General features: G+C 63.6%; 23 protein-coding genes and 1 tRNA gene. 12 read left to right on the top strand and 12 right to left on the bottom strand.

Translation table 11 applies throughout. The features are described from left to right. The first annotated feature begins 149 nt into the window (after positions 1-149). Entirely contained in the window at positions 150-425 is a 276-nt protein-coding gene (locus HWX91_RS20080; RefSeq protein ID WP_028198180.1) for a hypothetical protein, read from the top strand. Between the two features lie 47 nt (positions 426-472). Here the strand turns inward: HWX91_RS20080 and HWX91_RS20075 are convergent, their stop codons facing one another. From HWX91_RS20075 to ssuD, 4 genes are read right to left on the bottom strand one after another with little or no spacing between them, the layout of a single operon-like run. Continuing rightward, positions 473-688 (bottom strand): TOBE domain-containing protein, encoded by a 216-nt coding sequence (locus HWX91_RS20075; protein ID WP_028198179.1) that lies wholly within the window; start codon positions 686-688, stop codon positions 473-475. Positions 689-735: 47 nt separating this feature from the next. Then, positions 736-1746 (bottom strand): ATP-binding cassette domain-containing protein, encoded by a 1011-nt coding sequence (locus HWX91_RS20070; protein WP_028198178.1) that lies wholly within the window; start codon positions 1744-1746, stop codon positions 736-738. Then, on the bottom strand, positions 1743-2591 hold the full coding sequence (ssuC, locus tag HWX91_RS20065; protein ID WP_028198177.1) for an aliphatic sulfonate ABC transporter permease SsuC: 849 nt from the start codon (positions 2589-2591) through the stop codon (positions 1743-1745). Before ssuC ends, HWX91_RS20070 begins: the two co-directional genes overlap by 4 nt. A gap of 56 nt (positions 2592-2647) precedes the next feature. Continuing rightward, positions 2648-3808 carry an FMNH2-dependent alkanesulfonate monooxygenase gene (gene ssuD, locus HWX91_RS20060; RefSeq protein ID WP_028198176.1) on the bottom strand — a complete coding sequence of 387 codons (1161 nt, stop codon included), beginning with the start codon at positions 3806-3808 and terminating at the stop codon, positions 2648-2650. Positions 3809-4347: 539 nt separating this feature from the next. Here ssuD and HWX91_RS20055 point away from each other — a divergent pair. Continuing rightward, positions 4348-4773 (top strand): hypothetical protein, encoded by a 426-nt coding sequence (locus HWX91_RS20055; protein WP_028198175.1) that lies wholly within the window; start codon positions 4348-4350, stop codon positions 4771-4773. Positions 4774-4789: 16 nt separating this feature from the next. Here HWX91_RS20055 and HWX91_RS20050 read toward each other — a convergent pair whose 3' ends face one another. Both HWX91_RS20050 and HWX91_RS20045 read right to left on the bottom strand, forming a co-directional pair. After that, on the bottom strand, positions 4790-5926 hold the full coding sequence (locus tag HWX91_RS20050) for an enoyl-CoA hydratase/isomerase family protein (protein WP_028198174.1): 1137 nt from the start codon (positions 5924-5926) through the stop codon (positions 4790-4792). A 46-nt stretch (positions 5927-5972) separates the two neighbouring features. Further along, positions 5973-6872, bottom strand: a complete 900-nt coding sequence (locus tag HWX91_RS20045) for a TetR/AcrR family transcriptional regulator (RefSeq protein WP_028198173.1) — start codon at positions 6870-6872, stop codon at positions 5973-5975. 134 nt (positions 6873-7006) lie between these two features. Here HWX91_RS20045 and HWX91_RS20040 point away from each other — a divergent pair, with 134 nt between their 5' ends. Continuing rightward, positions 7007-8017 carry an NAD-dependent epimerase/dehydratase family protein gene (locus HWX91_RS20040; RefSeq protein ID WP_028198172.1) on the top strand — a complete coding sequence of 337 codons (1011 nt, stop codon included), beginning with the start codon at positions 7007-7009 and terminating at the stop codon, positions 8015-8017. A 67-nt stretch (positions 8018-8084) separates the two neighbouring features. On the opposite strand, the gene HWX91_RS20035 is transcribed toward HWX91_RS20040, so the two are convergent. Next, positions 8085-8369: a DUF1488 family protein gene (locus tag HWX91_RS20035; protein WP_028198171.1), complete on the bottom strand. Its 285-nt coding sequence runs from the start codon at positions 8367-8369 to the stop codon at positions 8085-8087. Positions 8370-8637: 268 nt separating this feature from the next. Here HWX91_RS20035 and HWX91_RS20030 point away from each other — a divergent pair, with 268 nt between their 5' ends. Both HWX91_RS20030 and HWX91_RS20025 read left to right on the top strand, forming a co-directional pair. Then, positions 8638-8829: a hypothetical protein gene (locus tag HWX91_RS20030; RefSeq protein ID WP_028198170.1), complete on the top strand. Its 192-nt coding sequence runs from the start codon at positions 8638-8640 to the stop codon at positions 8827-8829. Positions 8830-8896: 67 nt separating this feature from the next. Continuing rightward, positions 8897-9280: a hypothetical protein gene (locus HWX91_RS20025; protein WP_028198169.1), complete on the top strand. Its 384-nt coding sequence runs from the start codon at positions 8897-8899 to the stop codon at positions 9278-9280. A 26-nt stretch (positions 9281-9306) separates the two neighbouring features. Here the strand turns inward: HWX91_RS20025 and HWX91_RS20020 are convergent, their stop codons facing one another. Together HWX91_RS20020 and HWX91_RS20015 are read right to left on the bottom strand one after the other, a co-directional pair. After that, a complete protein-coding gene (locus HWX91_RS20020) occupies positions 9307-9639 on the bottom strand; it encodes a DMT family transporter (RefSeq protein ID WP_063607691.1) in 333 nt (110 codons plus the stop codon). 10 nt (positions 9640-9649) lie between these two features. Then, complete coding sequence (locus HWX91_RS20015) at positions 9650-10147, bottom strand: heme-degrading domain-containing protein (protein ID WP_028198167.1); 498 nt, start codon at positions 10145-10147, stop codon at positions 9650-9652. Positions 10148-10416: 269 nt separating this feature from the next. Between HWX91_RS20015 and HWX91_RS20010 the strand changes: the two genes are divergently transcribed. The 7 genes from HWX91_RS20010 to HWX91_RS19980 all read left to right on the top strand — a co-directional run bounded on the left by HWX91_RS20010 (position 10417) and on the right by HWX91_RS19980 (position 15799). Continuing rightward, positions 10417-10493 (top strand) — tRNA-Met (locus HWX91_RS20010). A 300-nt stretch (positions 10494-10793) separates the two neighbouring features. Next, positions 10794-11339, top strand: a complete 546-nt coding sequence (locus HWX91_RS20005) for an NUDIX hydrolase (RefSeq protein ID WP_028198166.1) — start codon at positions 10794-10796, stop codon at positions 11337-11339. A 9-nt stretch (positions 11340-11348) separates the two neighbouring features. Continuing rightward, positions 11349-12086, top strand: coding sequence for a leucyl/phenylalanyl-tRNA--protein transferase (gene aat / locus HWX91_RS20000; protein WP_028198165.1), 738 nt, complete (start codon positions 11349-11351; stop codon positions 12084-12086). A 116-nt stretch (positions 12087-12202) separates the two neighbouring features. After that, the gene (locus tag HWX91_RS19995) at positions 12203-13024 is read left to right on the top strand and encodes an arginyltransferase (protein WP_028198164.1); all 822 of its coding nucleotides are present in this window, start codon (positions 12203-12205) and stop codon (positions 13022-13024) included. A gap of 81 nt (positions 13025-13105) precedes the next feature. Then, entirely contained in the window at positions 13106-14167 is a 1062-nt protein-coding gene (locus HWX91_RS19990; RefSeq protein WP_081833168.1) for a quinone-dependent dihydroorotate dehydrogenase, read from the top strand. 96 nt (positions 14168-14263) lie between these two features. Beyond that, on the top strand, positions 14264-15058 hold the full coding sequence (locus tag HWX91_RS19985; protein ID WP_028198162.1) for a cystine ABC transporter substrate-binding protein: 795 nt from the start codon (positions 14264-14266) through the stop codon (positions 15056-15058). Positions 15059-15139: 81 nt separating this feature from the next. Continuing rightward, on the top strand, positions 15140-15799 hold the full coding sequence (locus tag HWX91_RS19980; RefSeq protein WP_028198161.1) for an amino acid ABC transporter permease: 660 nt from the start codon (positions 15140-15142) through the stop codon (positions 15797-15799). A gap of 41 nt (positions 15800-15840) precedes the next feature. Here the strand turns inward: HWX91_RS19980 and lepB are convergent, their stop codons facing one another. From lepB to HWX91_RS19965, 3 genes are all read right to left on the bottom strand, one after another. Continuing rightward, entirely contained in the window at positions 15841-16539 is a 699-nt protein-coding gene (gene lepB, locus HWX91_RS19975) for a signal peptidase I (protein ID WP_028198160.1), read from the bottom strand. Between the two features lie 116 nt (positions 16540-16655). Continuing rightward, a complete protein-coding gene (locus HWX91_RS19970; RefSeq protein WP_042275788.1) occupies positions 16656-17654 on the bottom strand; it encodes a Gfo/Idh/MocA family protein in 999 nt (332 codons plus the stop codon). 160 nt (positions 17655-17814) lie between these two features. Then, the gene (locus tag HWX91_RS19965) at positions 17815-18534 is read right to left on the bottom strand and encodes a FadR/GntR family transcriptional regulator (RefSeq protein ID WP_028198158.1); all 720 of its coding nucleotides are present in this window, start codon (positions 18532-18534) and stop codon (positions 17815-17817) included. Between the last annotated feature and the right edge of the window lie 2 nt (positions 18535-18536).

Raw genomic sequence — 18536 nt, 5'->3', positions numbered from 1 at the left:
TAGCAAGTTTCGCGGCCGGACGCAGGTGCGTCTCAGGCCACCGACATCCAAAGCTTGTGCAGCTCGCGAATTTTGCGCGCGCAAGTGGGTCTATCCCACGAAACGTGGCGATAGCAAACCCGGCAAGCGGTAACGGAAAGGAGGACGAGATGGAGCGAAGCAGAATGACAGCGCTCACGGCGTGCGTCGCGCTTGCGGCGTTCAGCATGGGCGGCCCGGCAGCATTTGCCCAAACGCCAGGCCCGGCACAAAAGACGCAGGCCATGCCGCAAAACGGCCCGGCATCGATGGTCAAGCCGCCGGAAGCGGGCTCAGGCTCAGGCGGTGCGAGCAATCCGGACAATATGCCGATCAAGCGTCCGCGCAAACCGACCAACGACAAGATGATGCACGAGCCGCCCGCCAGCGCCGCCAACGCGAAATAGCGCCGGCACGGCTGACGGTGCGGACCGTCTGACTAAGCCAGGCGTGCTTAAAGACGCGCGATCGACACCTCCGTGGACTTCACCAGCGCGACCACTTCCGAGCCGACCTTCAGGTCGAGTTCGTCGACCGAACGCGTGGTGATCACCGAAGTGACGATACCGAACGGCGTGTCCACATCGACCTCGGACACGACCGGCCCGCGGATGATTTCCTTGACCTTGCCTTTGAACTGATTGCGTACGTTGATTGCGGAAATGGTCATATCGAGCGACTCCAGAAAAGCGATTGAAAACAGTCAGTCAGGGGATATCAGACGGCCCAGCGGACGTCTGTCGGCCGCGTGAGGCGGCCCTCGTCACGTGCGTCATAAGTACGCTGGGACAGCGCGTCGTCATTCGGCGCCGTCTTCAGTACGCGTTGCAACACATGTTCTTCCAGCGCGGCGAACCCGGCCGATGCACGTGCCCGCGGGCGCGCCAGCGGCACCGGCTGATCGAGCGCGATGCGCCCTTCTTCGATCAGCAGAATCCGGTCGCCTAGCGCGACGGCTTCATGCACGTCGTGCGTCACCAGCAGCGCGGTAAATCGATGCTCACGCCACAGCCGTTCGATCAGCGCGTGCATTTCGATGCGCGTCAACGCGTCGAGCGCGCCGAGCGGTTCGTCGAGCAGCAGCAATTGCGGCCGATGCACCAGCGCACGCGCCAGCGCCACCCGCTGACGCTGACCGCCGGAGAGCTGCGCGGGCCAGTCGTTGGCGCGTTCCAGCAAACCGACTTCGGCGAGCACGGCCCGCGCGTCCTCACGCGCACTGCGGCCGAGGCCAAGCATCACGTTCTGTAGCACGCTCTTCCAGGGCAGGAGGCGCGCGTCCTGAAACATAATGCGCGTGTCGAGCGGCCGGCCATCTTCGGTGCGTTTCTCGAGCACACCCGAAGTGGCCTTTTCCAGACCCGCGACGAGGCGCAGCAAGGTCGACTTCCCGCAGCCGCTACGGCCGACGATGGCAACAAAGCTGCCGCGCTCGATCGACAGATCAAAATCGGCCAACACCTTGCGCTCGCCGTACTGCTTGCCGACACCGCGCAACTCGACCGAATAGTCGGCGGCGCGGCGTGCGTCATTGCGCACCGTGGCTCCCGTCGCTGCAGGCAGAACACTCACGCGCTGGTCGCGTTGACGATCGTGCGAGGGTTCCGCCCGATCGAAACCCGCGGCCTCATCCGCATCGTGATCGGCGGTGCGCGGTTGCGCCAGTTCGGCTTCGAGATCGCTGCCCGCGATGCCGCCGAACGACGCCGACAATGTCGTTGCGCTCATGATTTCGCTCCTCGTTGATAAGCCGGGTGCCAACGCAGCGACACGCGCTCGAGACTCTTGGCCAGCACGTCGGCGAGTTTGCCGAGCCCCGCGTACAGCAGGATGCCGACCACCACCACATCGGTTTGCAGGAATTCGCGGGCATTCATCGTCATGTAGCCGATGCCCGACTGCGCGGAAATGGTTTCGGCAACGATCAGCGTGACCCACATCAGCCCGAACGCGAACCGCACGCCGACCAGAATCGACGGCAACGCACCGGGCAGCACGACGTGCCGGTAAAGTGCGAAACCCTTCACGCCGTAACTGCGTGCCATTTCGATCAGATTGGCATCGACCGAGCGGATGCCGTGGAAGGTGTTCACGTAGATCGGAAAAAACACGCCCAACGCGACGAGAAACACCTTCGCCTCTTCCTCGATACCGAACCACAAAATCACGAGCGGGATCATCGCGAGCGCGGGAATGTTGCGGACCATCTGCACGGTCGAATCGAGCGCGATTTCAGCGGGTTTGAACAGACCCGTTGCAAGGCCGAGCACGAGTCCGATGCCGCCGCCGATCGCAAAGCCCGACACCGCGCGCCACGTGCTGACCTTCACATCCGCCCACATTTCGCCGGACTGGATCAGCGACCACGCGGCCTTCACGACCGCGAGCGGTTCGGGCAGCACGCGGGTCGAGAGAATGCCGCTGCGGGCGGCGAATTCCCATGCCAGCAGAATCGCGAGCGGCGCGAGCCACGGCGCAAGATGCGCACCGATGCGGCGCAAGACGGCGAGACTCGCGCCCGCACGCGCGCCGGAGTCAGCGCCTTGTCCCGCGCTCAAAGTGGATTGAGCCATGATGATTTCCTCACTGCCTGACCATTAGGTTGTTCGTGCCGAACCGGACGATGCGCTCAGCTCGAACTCGCCGCTTTCGGCAGATAGTTGTTGCCGACGATCTCGCCGAACGGCCCGGACAACGGACCGCCCGCGGTCTTGATCTGCCGGCCCGGCAGCAACGGGAACACCAGTTCGGCAAAGCGGTACGATTCTTCGAGATGCGGATAGCCGGACAGGATGAACGTGTCGATGCCGAGCGCCGCGTATTCGTTCATGAGTGCCGCCACCTGCTCGGGATTGCCGACCAGCGCCGTTCCCGCGCCGCCGCGCACCAGCCCGACGCCCGCCCACAGATGCGGATACACCTCGAGTTCGGCGCGGCCGCCGCGCTTGCCGCCGTGCAAGGCGGCCATGCGGCGCTGTCCTTCGGAATCCATCTTCGAGAAGGAAGCCTGGGCACGCGAAATGGTTTCGTCGTCGAGCTTGCTGATCAGCTTGTCGGCGGCCGCCCACGCTTCTTCCTCGGTCTCGCGCACGATGACATGCAGGCGAATGCCGAACTTGATCGTGCGGCCACGTGCTTCGGCACGGGCGCGAATGTCCGCGATCTTCTTCGCAACAGCCGCAGGGGGCTCGCCCCACGTCAGATACGTGTCGATGTGATCGCCCGCGATATCGTGCGCCGCCGCCGACGACCCGCCGAACCACAGCGGCGGATGCGGGTTCTGCACCGGCGGATACAGCGCCTTGCCGCCCTTCGAGGTCAGATGCTTGCCCTCGAAGTCGATCGCGTCGTTGGTGTGCGAGGCGCTCAGCAGCTTGCGCCAGATATGCAGGAATTCGTCGGTGATTTCATAGCGCGTGTCGTGATCGACGAATACGCCGTCGCCTTCAAGTTCAGCCGAATCTCCACCGGTCACGACGTTGATCAGCAGACGCCCGTTCGACAGCCGGTCGAAAGTCGCGGCCATGCGCGCCGCCAGACCCGGCGACGAAATACCCGGCCGGATTGCCACCAGAAACTTCAGCCGTTTGGTCGCGGCAATCAGGCTCGACGCGACGACCCACGCGTCTTCGCACGAGCGGCCGGTCGGCAGCAGCACGCCCTCGTAGCCGAGCGTATCGGCGGCGACGGCGATCTGCTGGAAGTAGTCGTAATCGGCTGCGCGTGCGCCTTGGGACGTACCGAGATAGCGGCTGTCGCCGTGAGTCGGAATGAACCAGAACACATTCATTTGCTGCTCCTGCTAGTTCGAAACTGGATTGAATGAAGACGTGTGCAACGACGAGCGACGCTGCGTCGGGCGAAAGCGCGCCGCTGGCCGCGCGCCGCTAGCCGCGCGCATCCCTCCGGCACGAGACCCGGAAAGGCGAACGCTAGAAAGGACGGAAATACTGCAGTGAGGCGCGGATTAGTTCCGACAGCACAGCCACGAACGCGCGTGCGCCATGGGGCAATTGAAGATCGGCATCAGGCAGGACATCGCGACGGCTTCCCTCGACCAAACGTGCGCGTGATGCGCTCGATTAAACAGGCGACGGCGGCAAACGCCGTCTGTATGGAGAAACAGTCTATGGATCGGAACCCGGCTTTTGAACGATTTTTTTGAGCTTAGGTTTTCCACTTTCGTGATTAGCCCGACGCTAAAGCATACGGATGTTGCACCTTACCCACGCTGGAAGCGGCTTGCCCCTCTATATAATGGCGCCACATTTCCAATAATCCGCTGCAGGCCGTGCGAACCACGCCGCCTGAGCTCTCGCGGTGCAATGCATGCAAAAACTCATCTTGCCGTTCGTCGCCGGCTTTCTGGCGTCCCTGTTTTTTCATGAGTCGACCCTGGCGCTGTTGCACGCGGCCGGACTGATCGATCCGACCGGTTTTTCGACCGCGCCGTTCCTGCCGCTGGGGCTGCCCGAGTTCATCGCGAACGCGATCTGGAGCGCTTTCTGGGCGGTGCTGATGGCCTGGCTGTTGCGCGTGGCGCCTGAGCGGCGCGCGCCATGGGTGCCGGCCTTCGTATTTGGCGGCATTGCCCTAACCGCGGCGAGCGTGTTCGTGGTCGATCCGCTGCGCGGCATCTGGCCGAGCGGCAACATGCTCCCGCGTCTCGCGGTGGGGTTCGCGGCAAACGCGATGTGGGGCTGGGGCGCGCTGGTGTTCATGCGCGCCTTCATGGCGAGCGAAGACGAGGACTGAGCCTGCCGGTTTCTGCTCAGGACCGTAGATCGCGCAACGGGTGCTCGTTGGCCGGCCACGGGCTTTCGAACATCTTCGCCACCTCGGCGGCGTTCACGTCTTCAATGCGCGCGAAACGCCAGCGCGGCGCGTTGTCCTTGTCGATAATGCGCGCGCGAATCCCCTCGATCGTGTCGCCCTGCGCGAAGCTCGTGCGCGTCAGATCGAGATCGCCGCGCAACACGTCCGCCATCGAACCCTCGGCACGCGTCACCACTTCCAGCGACACCGCCATCGACAACGGCGAACGTTCGCGCAACACCGCGATCGTCTGCTCGGCCCAATCGGCGGCCTCGCCGCCCTGCTCGCGCGCCCGCTCCAGCGAAGCGAGAATCTGCGCTACATCGGGCAACGCGAAATGCCGGTCGATCAAGCCGCGTGTGCTCGCGAGCGGCGCGGCATCGGGCTTTGGCACGACCTGATGCGCGGCGGTCTCGCGTTCGATGCACGCCACCACGTCCGCGCCGCGTTCGAACAGTTCAGTACGCAGCGTATCGACTAGCGCGGGCAAGGCCGCGTCTTTGATATAGGCGTCGGCGAGGCCTGCGTAGAGTGCATCGGCCGCGCCGATCGTCTCGCCGGTGACCGCCAGATAACGGCCAAGCGCACCCGGCGTGCGCGCCAGAAACCAGCTGGCGCCGACATCGGGAAAGAGTCCGATGCGGGTCTCGGGCATCGCCATCTTCGTCGAGTCCGTCACGACACGCAGGCCGCCGGTACGATGCGCACCCTGCGAAATCCCCATGCCACCGCCCATCACGACGCCGTTCATCAACGCAATGTACGGCTTCGGGTAGGTGAAGATCGCGTGATTGAGCCGGTATTCCTCGATGAAAAAGGTGTCGCGCGCGTCCTGCTCGCCGCGCTGCGCCGACTCGTACAGGAAGCGGATATCGCCGCCCGCGCAGAACGCGCGTGGATGCGCGCTGCGCACCACCACGGCCAGCACGTCGGGATCTTCGCGCCACTGATCGAGCGCCGCGTGCATCGCGCGGATCATGCCGGTGGACAGCGCATTGAGCGCCTTCGGCCTTTCCAGTTCGATGAAACCGATGCGGTTGGCTACGTAAGTCGCGACTTCGTCGCTGACGGCGGGCGAGGTGGAAATGGACATGGAGAGCTAGGCGCGATGGCGCGAAATGAACCGGAACTGAACGTTATCACGCCCTCGCGGCTTTAGGCCTGGCGGCGGGCTGGGTCCCGGCGTTGCCGGCGGCCTCCACGGCCGATTCAGACGGCGCTTCAGCAGACTTCTTTTTACGCGGGCGGGCAGCGCTCGTAGCGCCTTGCGGCTGCCCGGCCTGCTGCGTTCCGAGCCAGGCATCGAGCGCGATACCCACCACGGTATCCAGCGGCGCAGTCGGAAACACGGGACATGTCAGGTTGAGCGCGACGATGCCGTGCAGGGTCGCCCAGAACGCCTCCGCCCACACCCCCACCTCCATCGATGCGGGCAAGCGCCCCGCCGCTTTCAGTTCTTCGATCGCGGAGATCATCACGTACAAGGCCGCAGCATCCGGGTCGTCTGGCTCGTCTGCTTTTGCAGGCTCGACACTCGCCCCGGCCGCGTTGCCGGGCAGAGCAGAAGCCACGGCCGGTGTTTCTGCCGCCGCGCCCTCCACGGTCTCGCCTGACACACCCGCCTGCGCGGCCCCAGCCACCGGAGCACCGGCCAGCACAGCGGCCGCGCCGCCCAGCGCCGCGCCCGTGTAGCTTGGGTCTTCCATGAAGATCAGACGATAGGTTTCCGGATGCGCAACACCGAAGGCCACATAAGCCCGCCCGATCGCCTTCAACCGCGCGGTCGGATCGGCAATCCGCGCCAGCGGCACGAAGGTCTCCAGCAATTGCGCATAGCCTTCCGCGCACAACGCCCGTGCGATCTCATCGCGGCTTGCGAAGTGAAGGTACAGCGTGGCAGGCGAATACTCGATGGCGTCGGCAATCTTGCGCATGGACAGCGCGGCAAAGCCTTCGCGCATCACGATGCGCCGTGCTGCGTCGAGGATGCGCTCGCGCAGCGCCTGTTTCTGACGGTTTTTTCGTTCGGCGATTCCCATGACGAACATTTTCAGGTTGACAAACTGAAAAGTCAAATTAAACTGAACACCGTTTACTGAACAGTGTTCATTAAATTCTCATCAATCAGTCAGCACCATCCTGGCGCGATAAGGCGCCACTTTCAGGAGCCGCCATGCAAGCCATAGGAAAAGTCGGTTTATTCGGTGCCGCCGGCGCGGCAGGTCAAATCATCGCTGCCGCGCTTAGCGCGGCGGGCCGGGATTACCGGGTGGTCGGCCGCTCGCGCGCCCCGCTCGAAGCGGCCTTCGGTCACGACCCGCATGCGGAAATCGTCACGTGGAATCCGGATGAGCCGGCTTCGATCAGCGCCGCTGCTGCCGGTTTGCAGACTGTGATCTACCTGGTGGGCGTGCCCTACGACCGGTTCGCCGAGCATCCGCCGCTCATGGAAAAAACGCTCGCCGGCGTGACGGCAGCGGGTGTCGAGCGCCTCATTCTGATCGGTACCGTGTACCCGTACGGCCGTGCGCGCGGCAATCCGATCAGCGAAGATCATCCGCGTGAGCCCCACACGTTCAAGGGCAAGATGCGGCTCGAGCAGGAGAAGCTGGTGCTGGCGGCGCATGGCCGCGCCAGCGGGTCGGGCCGCCTGTCGACACTGGTGCTGCGGCTGCCGGATTTCTACGGTCCGGGCATCGAACGCAGTCTGATCAATGGCGTATTCGAAGCGGCGGCACAGGGCAAGCGCGCACAGATGATCGGACCAGTGGATGTGCCGCACGAATTCATTTACCTGCCGGATATCGGACCGGTGGTCGAAACACTCACGCGCACGGCCGACGCCTACGGCCGCTGGTGGCATCTGGCCGGCACGGGCACGATCACGCAGCGTGAAGTGGCGAGACAGGCCTATGCGCTGGCCGGCCGCGAGCCGAAGCTGATGGTCGCCGGCAAGACCATGCTGCGCCTGCTCGGTCTTTTCAATCCGCTGATGCGCGAACTGGTGGAGATGAATTACCTGATGACCGAGTCGGTTGTGCTGGACGACACCGCCTTGGTGGAGCTGATCGGCCCGATCAAAAAAACCTCGTACGAAGAAGGTATCCGGCGTTGTTTCGATGCCGCGCGGATAGCGGCATCGGCGAGCGCGGAAACGCAGCGCGACTCCGCAACAACGGCCTGACCGTGAACGGATTTCGCAAGCGCGGGAAATTGATGCCCGTTGTTCACGCAGCAGCGAATAAACCGGATCAGCCCGCCACGTTGCCAGGCGGAAAATGGCCGCTCCTGAGCAGCACGGGCGTGCCGTTGCTGATCTGCAAATGCTCGCGCGCAACTGCCTCGATGCGCGGACGCCCGGCATCGAACGCGCGCATCCAGCCTTCGAGATCCTCCGGGTACGCGCCGAAGTGATCCTCGAGCGCCTCGACCGAGATCGCGCACGGCACCGGTTCGCCGTCCACGAGCGCGGGAAACACGACGGTCAGATTGGAGTCGCGGTAAGCAGGCGCATCCGCGGGAAACTGAATTTCCATGGTCGCCTCATCAGAAATATCCGGCGGAAAAGCTGCGACAGTGAATACCGTCCGCCTCCCCGGACATGCCCGTTATGGTACTCGCGCGGCTGGACCACGGTCCAGCGCCCTTCCCGCTTTTTGTCCGATGCTACGTCTGCGGAACCGATCGGTGCCGCAGGCGAATCGCTATGCTGATTGCACTTGTGCCGCCTGCCTCGGTCGAACTTGCTGACCGGCACGATCCGTGCTCACACAGTGACGCCATTTCGAGGTCAACGAGCGCAATATGGGAAAATATTTTCTGCAGAACCACGAATTGCCTGAGCCGGACGCGGCAACCCGATGGTTTGCTTACGCCGAAAGCCACGGCATTGACATTCCGAAAGCCATTAGCATCTGGGAAGACGCGGCAACTGAAAGCGGCACGGAAAGCCGCCAACTGGTTGGCGCGGCGGGCATCACAATCGAAACGCCTTAGCCCTGCACAAGGGCGCACGTCCAGGGTGTGGCGAGCCTCGATACCTATTTGAAAGGAAGACATCACGATGCATTTCATGACGCAACTGCGCCGCTCCGGCCGCCTCCGATCGGGCCGCAACGCGCTTGCCCTGATCGGCAGCGCGTCCCTGTTTGCCGCCCTGCCCGCCGCTGTGCTGTTCGGCGCGGGTCTGAGCGGCTGCGCATCGTCAAACACCACCTCGCTGATCAATCTGCCGAACGGTCAGACCGGTTTTGCGGTGAACTGCAGCGGCGCCGACGCCGCATCCAGTTGGGCCTCCTGCTACGTGCAGGCCGGCAAGGCATGTGGCGCGACCGGCTACGACATCGTGTCGAAAGACAACGACGAAGGCGGCGCTGCGGGCGGCAGCATCACGAACGTCGTCTCGGCTAACGTGAAAAACCGCTCGATGATCGTGCGCTGCAAATAACGCACAGAGCGTGCTCGGCGCGGTGCTCAGTGCGCCTGCATCTTCGAGAAGATGTTCAACACGGCGACCCCGGCGATGATCAGCCCAAGTCCGATGATGGCCGGCACGTCCGGCACTTGCCGGTACAGCACGAGCGCAACCAGTGTAATCAGCACGATGCCGGCGCCGGCCCACACCGCGTAGACGATACCCACCGGGATACTCTTCAGCGTGAGCGACAGGAAATAGAACGCGATGCCGTAACCGATCACCACGACCGCCGAGGGCACCAGCCGCGAGAAACCTTCCGACGCCCGCATGGCAGAGGTCGCAACCACTTCGGCGACGATTGCAATGGCGAGCAATGCATACGGGGGCATCCGCATCGCCTCAGGCCTTTGCAAGCGCGAGCTTGCTGTAGTCGTGGCCGAGATGGGCGCACAGCGCTTCCACCACCAGTTCGTGATCCGCACGCTGCGGCAAACCGGATACCGTGATCGAGCCGATCACGCCGGCGCCGGTTACCGTCAATGGAAACGCGCCGCCATGGGACGCATAGTCCGTGACCGGCAACGCGTGCTTGTCGGCGAGCGTGCTGCCCGACTGCTGCATCTTCAAACCAATCGCGTATGAACTGCGCCGAAAATGCGCGACGGTGTTGCCCTTGCGGCGCGCCCAGTCGACATTGTCCGGCGTTGCGCCGTCGAGCAAGCTGAAGAACAGCGGCTGGCCGAACGTGCGCACGTCGATGGCAGCGGCAATGCCGCGGGCCTTGGCAAGCTCGTGCAGAAACGCGCCGATCTGCCATGCGCGGTCGGCGTCGAATTGCGGGAACACCAGCGCGTGTTCCTGAGCGGCAATCACCTGTAGATCGTGAGCGATATCCATGGCATTCAGAGCAAGATAAGAGGTGAGACGCGGGCCGTTGCACCTGCACTCCACATCGCGGCGCCGCGCGGAGAACCTGGATTCTAGCGCAGCACCTTTCGAGAGCCTTCTGGTATGCGACACCGGCAATGCGTGCGGCGACGTGAGAGCGTGCCGCGCCAGCGAGCGCCACGCCGCACTTGACAACTGACGTGGCGCGTATTGAAGCCGATTCTTAAATAGCTATTGCGTGGGCTGCTGCTTTGTTCTATAATCTTTTCTTCGACGGACGCGGGGTGGAGCAGTCTGGCAGCTCGTCGGGCTCATAACCCGAAGGTCGTAGGTTCAAATCCTACCCCCGCAACCAAGCAGTATTTAGCTGGTTCGAAACGTCGAAACAACATCAAAGGCTTGCCCAACCGGCAGGCCTTTTTTGTTTTCAGCCTCTCCTTCCCAGCGTCCGGGCGAGCACTTCGCCTCATTGATCCGGACTCCAAACAGATCCACTTGCTTTTGCAACGGTGGCGCCCGGCCCGCGCGCCGGCGGGACGCCTCCGAACGGCGAAATAGTGCCGCCCCGAACCCATCGGCGCGCCGCGCCATACCCCGCTCCCGGCAAAGCGCGCCCCAGTGATAAACTCCCATCACCCTTTCTCGTCCCCTTCCTATGAAATTCTGTTCTGTCTGCGGCCACGGCGTCAGCCTGAGCATTCCGCCGGGCGACAACCGCGAGCGCTTCGTATGCGGCAGTTGCGGCACGGTGCACTATCAGAATCCGCGCAACGTGGTCGGCACCGTTCCGGTCTGGGACGACAAAGTGCTGCTGTGCCGTCGCGCGATCGAACCGCGCTATGGCTACTGGACGCTGCCGGCAGGCTTCATGGAAATGGGCGAAACCACCGCCGAAGCCGCTTCGCGCGAAACGCTGGAAGAAGCTGGCGCGCGCGTCGAGGTGCAGAACCTGTTTTCGCTGCTGAACGTGCCGCACGTGCATCAGGTGCACCTGTTCTATATGGCGCGCCTGCTCGACCTCGACATCGAGGCCGGAGAGGAGAGCCTCGAAGTGAAACTCTTCGAGGAACACGAGATTCCGTGGGACGAGATCGCCTTCCCGACCGTCGGCCAGACCTTGCGCTTTTTTTTCGCTGACCGTGCCACCGGCAGCTTCGGCCTGCATACGGGCGACATTTTCCGCTCGCTGCGCGAAGGTTGAGCGGCGCGCATGGTTCCCTGGCTCGGACCTGACGATCCGTTTCCTTCCGTCGAGCGCGCGCTCGGCGCGGCAAGCGGCGCACCCGGCCTGCTCGCCGCGAGCGGCGACCTGCTGCCGTCGCGGCTGATCGACGCCTATCGGCGCGGCATCTTCCCGTGGTACTCGGACGGCCAGCCGGTCTTGTGGTGGAGTCCTGATCCGCGCATGATCCTGCGCCCCGCCGAATTCAAGGTGTCGCCGTCGCTGCGCAAGACGCTCAAACGCGTGCTGCGCGAGGACAGCTGGGAAATCCGCGTCGACCATGATTTCGCCGCCGTGATGCGCGCCTGCGCGCAGGCGCCGCGGCGCGGCCAGCGCGGCACCTGGATCACCGCCGACGTGATCGAGGCGTATTCGTCGCTGCATCGGGTGGGCGATGCGCACAGCATCGAAACCTGGTTCGAAGGCCGGCGCGTGGGCGGTTTGTATGGGGTCTCGTTCGGCCGGATGTTCTTTGGCGAATCGATGTTCGCGGAGGTTACCGATGCATCGAAAATGGCGCTCGCCGCGCTCGTCGGACACTTGCGCCGTCACGAAATAGAAATGATAGACTGCCAGCAGAACACGTCGCATCTGGCGTCGCTTGGCGGTCGCGAGATAGCGCGCAAAGCGTTCATCGCGCATGTTCGCGCGTCTGTCGATGCACCGCCGATTCCCTGGCGCTTCGACAAGACCGTCTTGCGCGATGTCGTCGCGCCGCCGGCGTAGAAAGAATCAGGCCGAATCCGGATCCGTCGCCTACCGAGCCGCGGGTCGCGAGCCGCGGGTTGACATCCGCAAGGCGCCGGGTTTGCACTACCAGAGACGCTTCGAGAGCTGCCAACGTGACTCATCCCAACGAGCTGCCTCTTTCGCCGCTTTCCGCGCTGCAATTTTATGCAACGGCGCCCTATCCCTGCAGCTATCTGGATGGACGCATCGCGCGCTCGCAAGTCGCCACCCCCAGCCATCTGATCAATTCCGACGTCTATACCGACCTCGTCAAAGCGGGCTTTCGCCGCTCGGGCGTGTTCACCTACCGCCCATATTGCGACGGCTGCCGCGCCTGCGTGCCGGTGCGCGTGCCGGTCGACAGTTATGTGGCGAACCGGACCCAGCGCCGGGTCTGGAAAAAACACGGCGAGCTGATCGCGACGGTGGCCCCGCTGCATTACGACGAAGAGCACTATGCGCTTTACATGCGCTATCAGTCGGCACGGCATGCCGGCGGCGGCATGGACCGCGACAGTCGCGACCAGTACGAACAGTTCCTGCTGCAGAGCCGGATCAACTCGCGGCTGGTCGAGTTTCGCGAGCCTCTGCCGGATCATCCGGACGCGCCGGGCATTCTGCGCATGATCAGCATGATCGACATCCTGGGCGACGGGCTCTCGTCGGTCTATACGTTTTTCGAACCGGGTCTGCCCCACACCAGTTTCGGCACCTACAACATCTACTGGCAGATCGAACAGGCGAAGAGCCTCAAGCTGCCCTACGTGTACCTCGGCTACTGGATTCGCGAGAGTCCGAAGATGGCGTACAAGGCGAATTTCCGGCCGCTCGAAGGCCTGATCGACGGCGCGTGGAAAGTGCTCGATCCCGCCAGCATCGATCTGCCGCCGGTCGATCTGGCGATTCACGGCCGGCGCGGGCCGCTGCGTCCGTAGTCACGGCCGCCGAGCGGTCCCAAAGGTTCGCGCCCGAGCGTCTCGACCCATTGGTCTCATTAATGCCTTAAAGCCGGTAAAATGGCGGGTTCCCATTTTCCGGCCTCCCGGCTTCGTCCCGTGTTCAGTTCCCTCTACCCGCTCGTACGCGCCCAACTCTTTCGCATGGACGCGGAAGACGCTCATCACCTGACTTTGCGCATTCTCGGCGCCGCCGGCCGCACCGGTCTTGCCGGGGCGCTCGCGCCACGCGTGCCGGATGCGCCGCGCACCGTGATGGGGCTGACGTTCAGGAACCCGGTCGGACTCGCCGCGGGACTCGACAAGGACGGCGCGTGCATCGACGGTCTGGCGGCGCTCGGCTTCGGCTTCATCGAGGTCGGCACGGTCACGCCGCGCGCACAGCCGGGCAATCCGCGCCCGCGCATGTTCCGCCTGCCGCAGGCGAATGCCGTGATCAACCGGATGGGCTTCAACAATGCCGGCGTCGACCAGTTCGTCAAGAACGTGCAGGCCGCGCGCTATCGCGGCATCCTGGGGCTGAACATCGGCAAGAACGCGGACACGCCGATCGAGCGCGCCGCCGAAGACTATCTGTACTGCCTCGAACGCGTGTACCCGTTCGCGAGCTACGTGACGGTCAACATTTCGTCGCCGAATACGAAGAATCTGCGCCAGTTGCAAGGCGCGGGCGAACTCGACGCACTGCTCGCGGCGCTCAAGGACAAGCAGCAGCGTCTGGCCGACATGCACGGCAAGCTGGTGCCGCTCGCGCTGAAGATCGCGCCGGACCTCGACGACGAGCAGATCAAATCGATCGGCGACACGCTGTTGCGCCACAAGTTCGAAGGCGTGATCGCCACCAACACCACGTTGTCGCGCACCGCCGTCACCGGCATGCAATACGGCGACGAAGCCGGCGGCCTGTCGGGCAAGCCGGTATTCGACGCGTCCAACGAAGTGATCCGCAAGTTGCGCGCCGAAGTCGGCGACACGGTGCCGATCATCGGCGTGGGCGGGATTTTCTCGGGCGACGATGCGCGCGCCAAGCTGGCTGCGGGCGCTTCGCTGGTCCAGCTCTATACCGGCTTCATCTATCGCGGCCCGGCGCTGGTAGCCGAGTGCGCGCAGGCACTGCGCTAAAAACATATAGACATAAACAAACGATATTTAGGTTTCGATAGTCTGTTTTGTTATGCTTTTGTCTGTTAAAACATCAGACGTACAGAAAGGAACACGATGAAATTTGGCTTGCTGAAGAAGATGCTCGTTGCCGGCCTGATCGGCGCGTCGTTCACGGCTGTGACCGCCCATGCGGACGACCTGCTCGACCAGGTCAAGCAGCGCGGCACGCTGCGCATCGGTCTGGAGGGCACCTTCCCGCCGTTCAATTCGAAAGCGCCGTCGGGCGAACTGGTCGGCTACGACGTCGACATCGCCAAAGCGGTCGCCGCCAGGCTCGGCGTGAAGCCTGAATTCGTCACGACCGAGTGGAGCGGCATCATCGCCGGTCTGCAGGCCAACAAGTTCGACGTGATCGTCAACCAGGTCGGCATCACCGACGCCCGCAAGCAGGTGCTCGATTTCTCGCCGGCTTACACGTACTCGGCCGCGCAACTGATCCAGCGTAAGGACGACACGCGCCAGTTCAAATCGCTCGACGATCTGAAGGGCAAGAAGCTCGGCGTCGGTCTGGGCACGAACTACATGGACATGGCGAAATCGGTGCCGGGTATCGACGTGAAGACGTATCCGGGCGCGCCTGAATATCTGCGCGATCTGGCCGCCGGCCGTCTGGACGCGGCGCTGAACGACCGCCTGATGCTCGCGTATCTGATGAAGAACTCGCAGTTGCCGCTGCGCACCGGCGCCACACTCGGTGCGGGCAACCCGTCGGGCATTCCGTTCAGGAAGGGCAATCCGAAGTTCGCCAAGGCGATCGACGACGCGATGGCCCAGCTCGAAGCAGACGGCACGTTCTCGAAGATCTCGGACAAATGGTTCGGCGTCGACGTCAGCAAGCCGATCAAGTAACGCACGCCAGATAATGCGAAGGGCGGCATCGTCGGCGATGCCGCCCTTTGTTTCTTTGCGCGCCAACCCAGGCAATCGCTCATGTCCACCACTTCCCTGCTCGTCCAATCGCTTCCCGTGCTTGCACAGGGCGCCATCCTGACGGTCAAGTTCGCGGTTCTGTCGATGATCTTCGGCCTCTTGGCCGGCGCCTTGCTCGCGGTGATGGGCATCAGTCACAACCGCGTGCTGAACTGGATCGCGCGCGTGTATGTCAGCCTGTTCCGCGGCACGCCGCTGCTGGTGCAGATATTCGTGATCTATTACGGCTTGCCGAGTCTCGGCATATCGCTCGACCCCACCCCTGCGGGCGTGATCGCATTGTCGGCGAACGTGGCGGCGTATCTGTCGGAGAGCATGCGCGGTGCGATTCTCGGCATTCCCAGCGGCCAATGGCTAGCCGCCTATAGCCTCGGACTCTCGCGACGCCAGACGCTGCGCTACGTGATCGCCCCGCAGGCCTTGCGCATCGCCGTGCCGAGCTTGTCGAACAGCCTGATCAGTCTGATCAAGGACACCTCGCTGGTATCGGTGATTACCGTGACCGAATTGCTGCGCAGCGCGCAGGAGGTCATCGCGTCGACCTATCAGCCGCTGCCGCTGTACCTCGCGGCAGCCGCGGTCTACTGGGTGCTGTGCCAGGTGCTCGAATGGGTGCAGCACTGGTACGAAAAGCGCCTGGCGCTGCCGTCGCGGCACTGAGCCGCTGAATCACTGAGCCACTGAATCGCCCCCCTGCCACCCTATCGGCTGGCCGTGAGCGATGCCGCGTCCAGCGGGGCGCCGAAACGCTCGAAGCGCGGTTTGTAGTAGTGATCCGGGTCGAGCGAAAACGCGACGTGACGCGTGCGGCCCATCAGTTCCTTGCGCGGAAAGAAGCCAAAGTAGCGCGAGTCGGCGCTGTCGTCGCGATTGTCGCCGAGCATCAGATATTCGCCCTGCGGCACGATCACCGGCCCGAACGAACTACGCGGACTCGGCGCGTCAGGCGCAAGCCGTACCGTATGCACAACGCCGTCGAAGCGCTCGGTCAGATAGTCGCCTCGCGAAGCCGCATCGCCCGGCAGGGGTTTGAGTTTCAACGGCTGATAATCCGCGCGCACGCCGTTCACGTACAGCACGTTGTCGCGCATCGCGACGCTGTCGCCGGGCAAACCGATCAGACGCTTGACGATCAACTCATGCGCGGCAGACGAATCGATCGTGACGATATCGCCGCGCTGCGGATCGTGCAGATGCGCGATCGTGATGTGGGTGAGCGGCACGCGCAGATCGTAGGCCATCTTGTCGACAAAGATCCGGTCGCCTTCGCGGATGGTCGGCAGCATCGAACCACTCGGCACGACGTTCCAGTCGGCCACGGCGCTGCGGAATAGCACCATCAGGAACAGAAAGGCGACAAGGCTTTTATTGTCGCGCCACAGTTTTCCAAGCATGCGCATCGCCGGCGGCTCCAGTGGAAGGTGATCGAAAGCGGTAGATGTGCGGACCCTTTTTATTCGAGTCCGCGTCCGTGCAAATCGTACCATCGCCGCCAAAAGCAACGCGGCGACAGCCGTCACTCTCCCGCGAACTTGAGCCCGAGCGCGGCGCGCGCCGCATCAGCCATTTCGATCATCTGCAGCGACTTTGCGTGCGGCATCAACGGGCTCTCCAACTGTCCCGCTCGAATCAGCTCGCAGAAATGCGCGGTCTCGTAGTTCAGACCGCCGCCCTCGAACGGTTCATCGAGTTCGATCACGCGGCCATCGGCGTAGCGGATCGTGGCGCGCACCGGATTCCACCAGGGCTCGTGAATCGTGACATGGCCGCCTTTGGCCATCAGCAACGCGTCGCCCTTGCCGTGCAGATCGAGTCCGCAAAACAATTGGGCAATGCCACGCTCGTGCCGGCTGTTCAGGCTCGCGAACGTATCGACGCCGGTCGAGCCGAGCCGCCCGAGCGTTTGCACCTCGCGCGGCGCACCGAGCCAGTCGACCGCGAGAAACATCTCGTACACGCCGATATCGAGCAGCGCGCCGCCGGCATGCTCGAACGACATCGACGGATGATCGTCCGGCACGCCCGATACCGAACAACCGGCGCGCACGAGGCCGACCTCGCCGATGGGATCGGCCTCCAGATGCGCGCGCAGCGTTCTGTAGAGAGGATAAAACGGCGGCTTCATGGCTTCCATGAAAAGCCGCTTTTCGGCACGCGCGACCTCGAGCACGCGCTCGAGTTGCGGCTTGTTGATGGTGGCGGGTTTTTCGCACAGCACGTGAAGGCCGGCTTGCAGCGCGGCAATCGCGTAGTCGGCGTGACTGTCCTGGACGGTGGCGATATAGAGCGCGTCGATACCGCTTGCGAGCAGTGCGTCGAAACTCGCGCACACTTCGCCGCCGAATTCTTCGGCGAAGGCCCGCGCGGGTTCTGCGCGACGTGACCACAGCGCGGTCAGTTGCGCCTGCGGCACGTGGGTGAGTCCAACAGCGAAGCGACGGGCAATGCGGCCCGTCCCAACGATTCCCCAGCGAATCATGGCGCCCTGGGAGGTTTCCTGCATGGCGAGTGTCATCGTTCCTTCGAGTCCGCGCGGTTCAGAGCAGGCGCTATTGTGACGCAAGCCGCGCGTGCATGCGCGGGTATGCGGCCGCACTGCTCATCAAGCCGGCGTTCCCGAACGACGATCTGAAGCCGCTGCCGCAACAGCCGTGCCCAGCCATGCCTGGCTACACTCAGCCACGCTCCGGCGGTTCCGAGGCGACCTTGTTGCCGAGTTCTTCCGTGGCGTAATCGATCATTGCCAGCGAGGCGATTTCCGCTTCCTTCGGATCGCGCCGCTCGATCGCTTCGAGCACGCGTTGATGCGTGCTCACCGCCGTCTCCCACAAACCGTCCTTCTGACTGACGATCGGATTGACGGTCGAGAGCGCGCCGCGAATGATCGCCGCCATCTGTTTGAAGAACTGATTGCCGCTCGCTACCATGATGCGCGCGTGGAACAGTTCATCGGCGGCCTGATAGCTGGACTCGCCTGGCTGGATCGCGCGGAACGCCTCGAACGCCTCGCGAATTGCTGCGATGTCGGCGGCACTGCCGCGCGCGGCCGCCTGCGCCGAAGCGCGCGGTTCGATCAGGATGCGAAACTCGATCACGTCGCGTAGAAACAGCGGATCGGGCTTCGCGCGAAAACGCCAGTTCACGACGTCCTCGTCGATCATGCGCCAGTCGCTCATCGGCCGGATGCGCGTGCCGATCTTGGGCCGCACGTCCAGCATGTCGCGCGCGAGCAGCATCGACAGCGCCTCGCGCATGACGGTGCGGCTGACGTCGAACTCCTTTGACAGCACATCCTGCGGTGGCAGGATGGCGCCGTACTTCTCTTCGACAATACCGGTCACAAGTCCGTCCATGACCTTGCTGACCAGCGATCGATCCTTGTTTGCCTGTTCCATGA

The organism is Paraburkholderia fungorum (assembly GCF_902833645.1).
Lineage (GTDB): Bacteria > Pseudomonadota > Gammaproteobacteria > Burkholderiales > Burkholderiaceae > Paraburkholderia > Paraburkholderia fungorum.
This window is presented reverse-complemented; position numbering and strand designations above follow the sequence as displayed.

Excerpts from the sequence above, each read along its gene's own strand:
- HWX91_RS20075 (WP_028198179.1), bottom strand. The coding sequence starts at position 688 with ATGACCATTTCCGCAATCAACGTACGCAATCAGTTCAAAGGCAAGGTC.
- HWX91_RS20025 (WP_028198169.1), top strand. The coding sequence starts at position 8,897 with ATGCATTTCATGACGCAACTGCGCCGCTCCGGCCGCCTCCGATCGGGC.
- HWX91_RS19985 (WP_028198162.1), top strand. The coding sequence starts at position 14,264 with ATGAAATTTGGCTTGCTGAAGAAGATGCTCGTTGCCGGCCTGATCGGC.
- HWX91_RS19980 (WP_028198161.1), top strand. The coding sequence starts at position 15,140 with ATGTCCACCACTTCCCTGCTCGTCCAATCGCTTCCCGTGCTTGCACAG.
- HWX91_RS20050 (WP_028198174.1), bottom strand. The coding sequence starts at position 5,926 with ATGTCCATTTCCACCTCGCCCGCCGTCAGCGACGAAGTCGCGACTTAC.
- HWX91_RS20030 (WP_028198170.1), top strand. The coding sequence starts at position 8,638 with ATGGGAAAATATTTTCTGCAGAACCACGAATTGCCTGAGCCGGACGCG.
- HWX91_RS19965 (WP_028198158.1), bottom strand. The coding sequence starts at position 18,534 with ATGGAACAGGCAAACAAGGATCGATCGCTGGTCAGCAAGGTCATGGAC.
- aat (WP_028198165.1), top strand. The coding sequence starts at position 11,349 with ATGGTTCCCTGGCTCGGACCTGACGATCCGTTTCCTTCCGTCGAGCGC.
- HWX91_RS20015 (WP_028198167.1), bottom strand. The coding sequence starts at position 10,147 with ATGGATATCGCTCACGATCTACAGGTGATTGCCGCTCAGGAACACGCG.
- HWX91_RS20020 (WP_063607691.1), bottom strand. The coding sequence starts at position 9,639 with ATGCCCCCGTATGCATTGCTCGCCATTGCAATCGTCGCCGAAGTGGTT.
- HWX91_RS20045 (WP_028198173.1), bottom strand. The coding sequence starts at position 6,872 with ATGGGAATCGCCGAACGAAAAAACCGTCAGAAACAGGCGCTGCGCGAG.
- HWX91_RS20070 (WP_028198178.1), bottom strand. The coding sequence starts at position 1,746 with ATGAGCGCAACGACATTGTCGGCGTCGTTCGGCGGCATCGCGGGCAGC.
- HWX91_RS20035 (WP_028198171.1), bottom strand. The coding sequence starts at position 8,369 with ATGGAAATTCAGTTTCCCGCGGATGCGCCTGCTTACCGCGACTCCAAT.
- HWX91_RS19970 (WP_042275788.1), bottom strand. The coding sequence starts at position 17,654 with ATGACACTCGCCATGCAGGAAACCTCCCAGGGCGCCATGATTCGCTGG.
- lepB (WP_028198160.1), bottom strand. The coding sequence starts at position 16,539 with ATGCGCATGCTTGGAAAACTGTGGCGCGACAATAAAAGCCTTGTCGCC.
- HWX91_RS19990 (WP_081833168.1), top strand. The coding sequence starts at position 13,106 with ATGGCGGGTTCCCATTTTCCGGCCTCCCGGCTTCGTCCCGTGTTCAGT.
- HWX91_RS20055 (WP_028198175.1), top strand. The coding sequence starts at position 4,348 with ATGCAAAAACTCATCTTGCCGTTCGTCGCCGGCTTTCTGGCGTCCCTG.
- ssuD (WP_028198176.1), bottom strand. The coding sequence starts at position 3,808 with ATGAATGTGTTCTGGTTCATTCCGACTCACGGCGACAGCCGCTATCTC.
- HWX91_RS20080 (WP_028198180.1), top strand. The coding sequence starts at position 150 with ATGGAGCGAAGCAGAATGACAGCGCTCACGGCGTGCGTCGCGCTTGCG.
- HWX91_RS20040 (WP_028198172.1), top strand. The coding sequence starts at position 7,007 with ATGCAAGCCATAGGAAAAGTCGGTTTATTCGGTGCCGCCGGCGCGGCA.
- ssuC (WP_028198177.1), bottom strand. The coding sequence starts at position 2,591 with ATGGCTCAATCCACTTTGAGCGCGGGACAAGGCGCTGACTCCGGCGCG.
- HWX91_RS20005 (WP_028198166.1), top strand. The coding sequence starts at position 10,794 with ATGAAATTCTGTTCTGTCTGCGGCCACGGCGTCAGCCTGAGCATTCCG.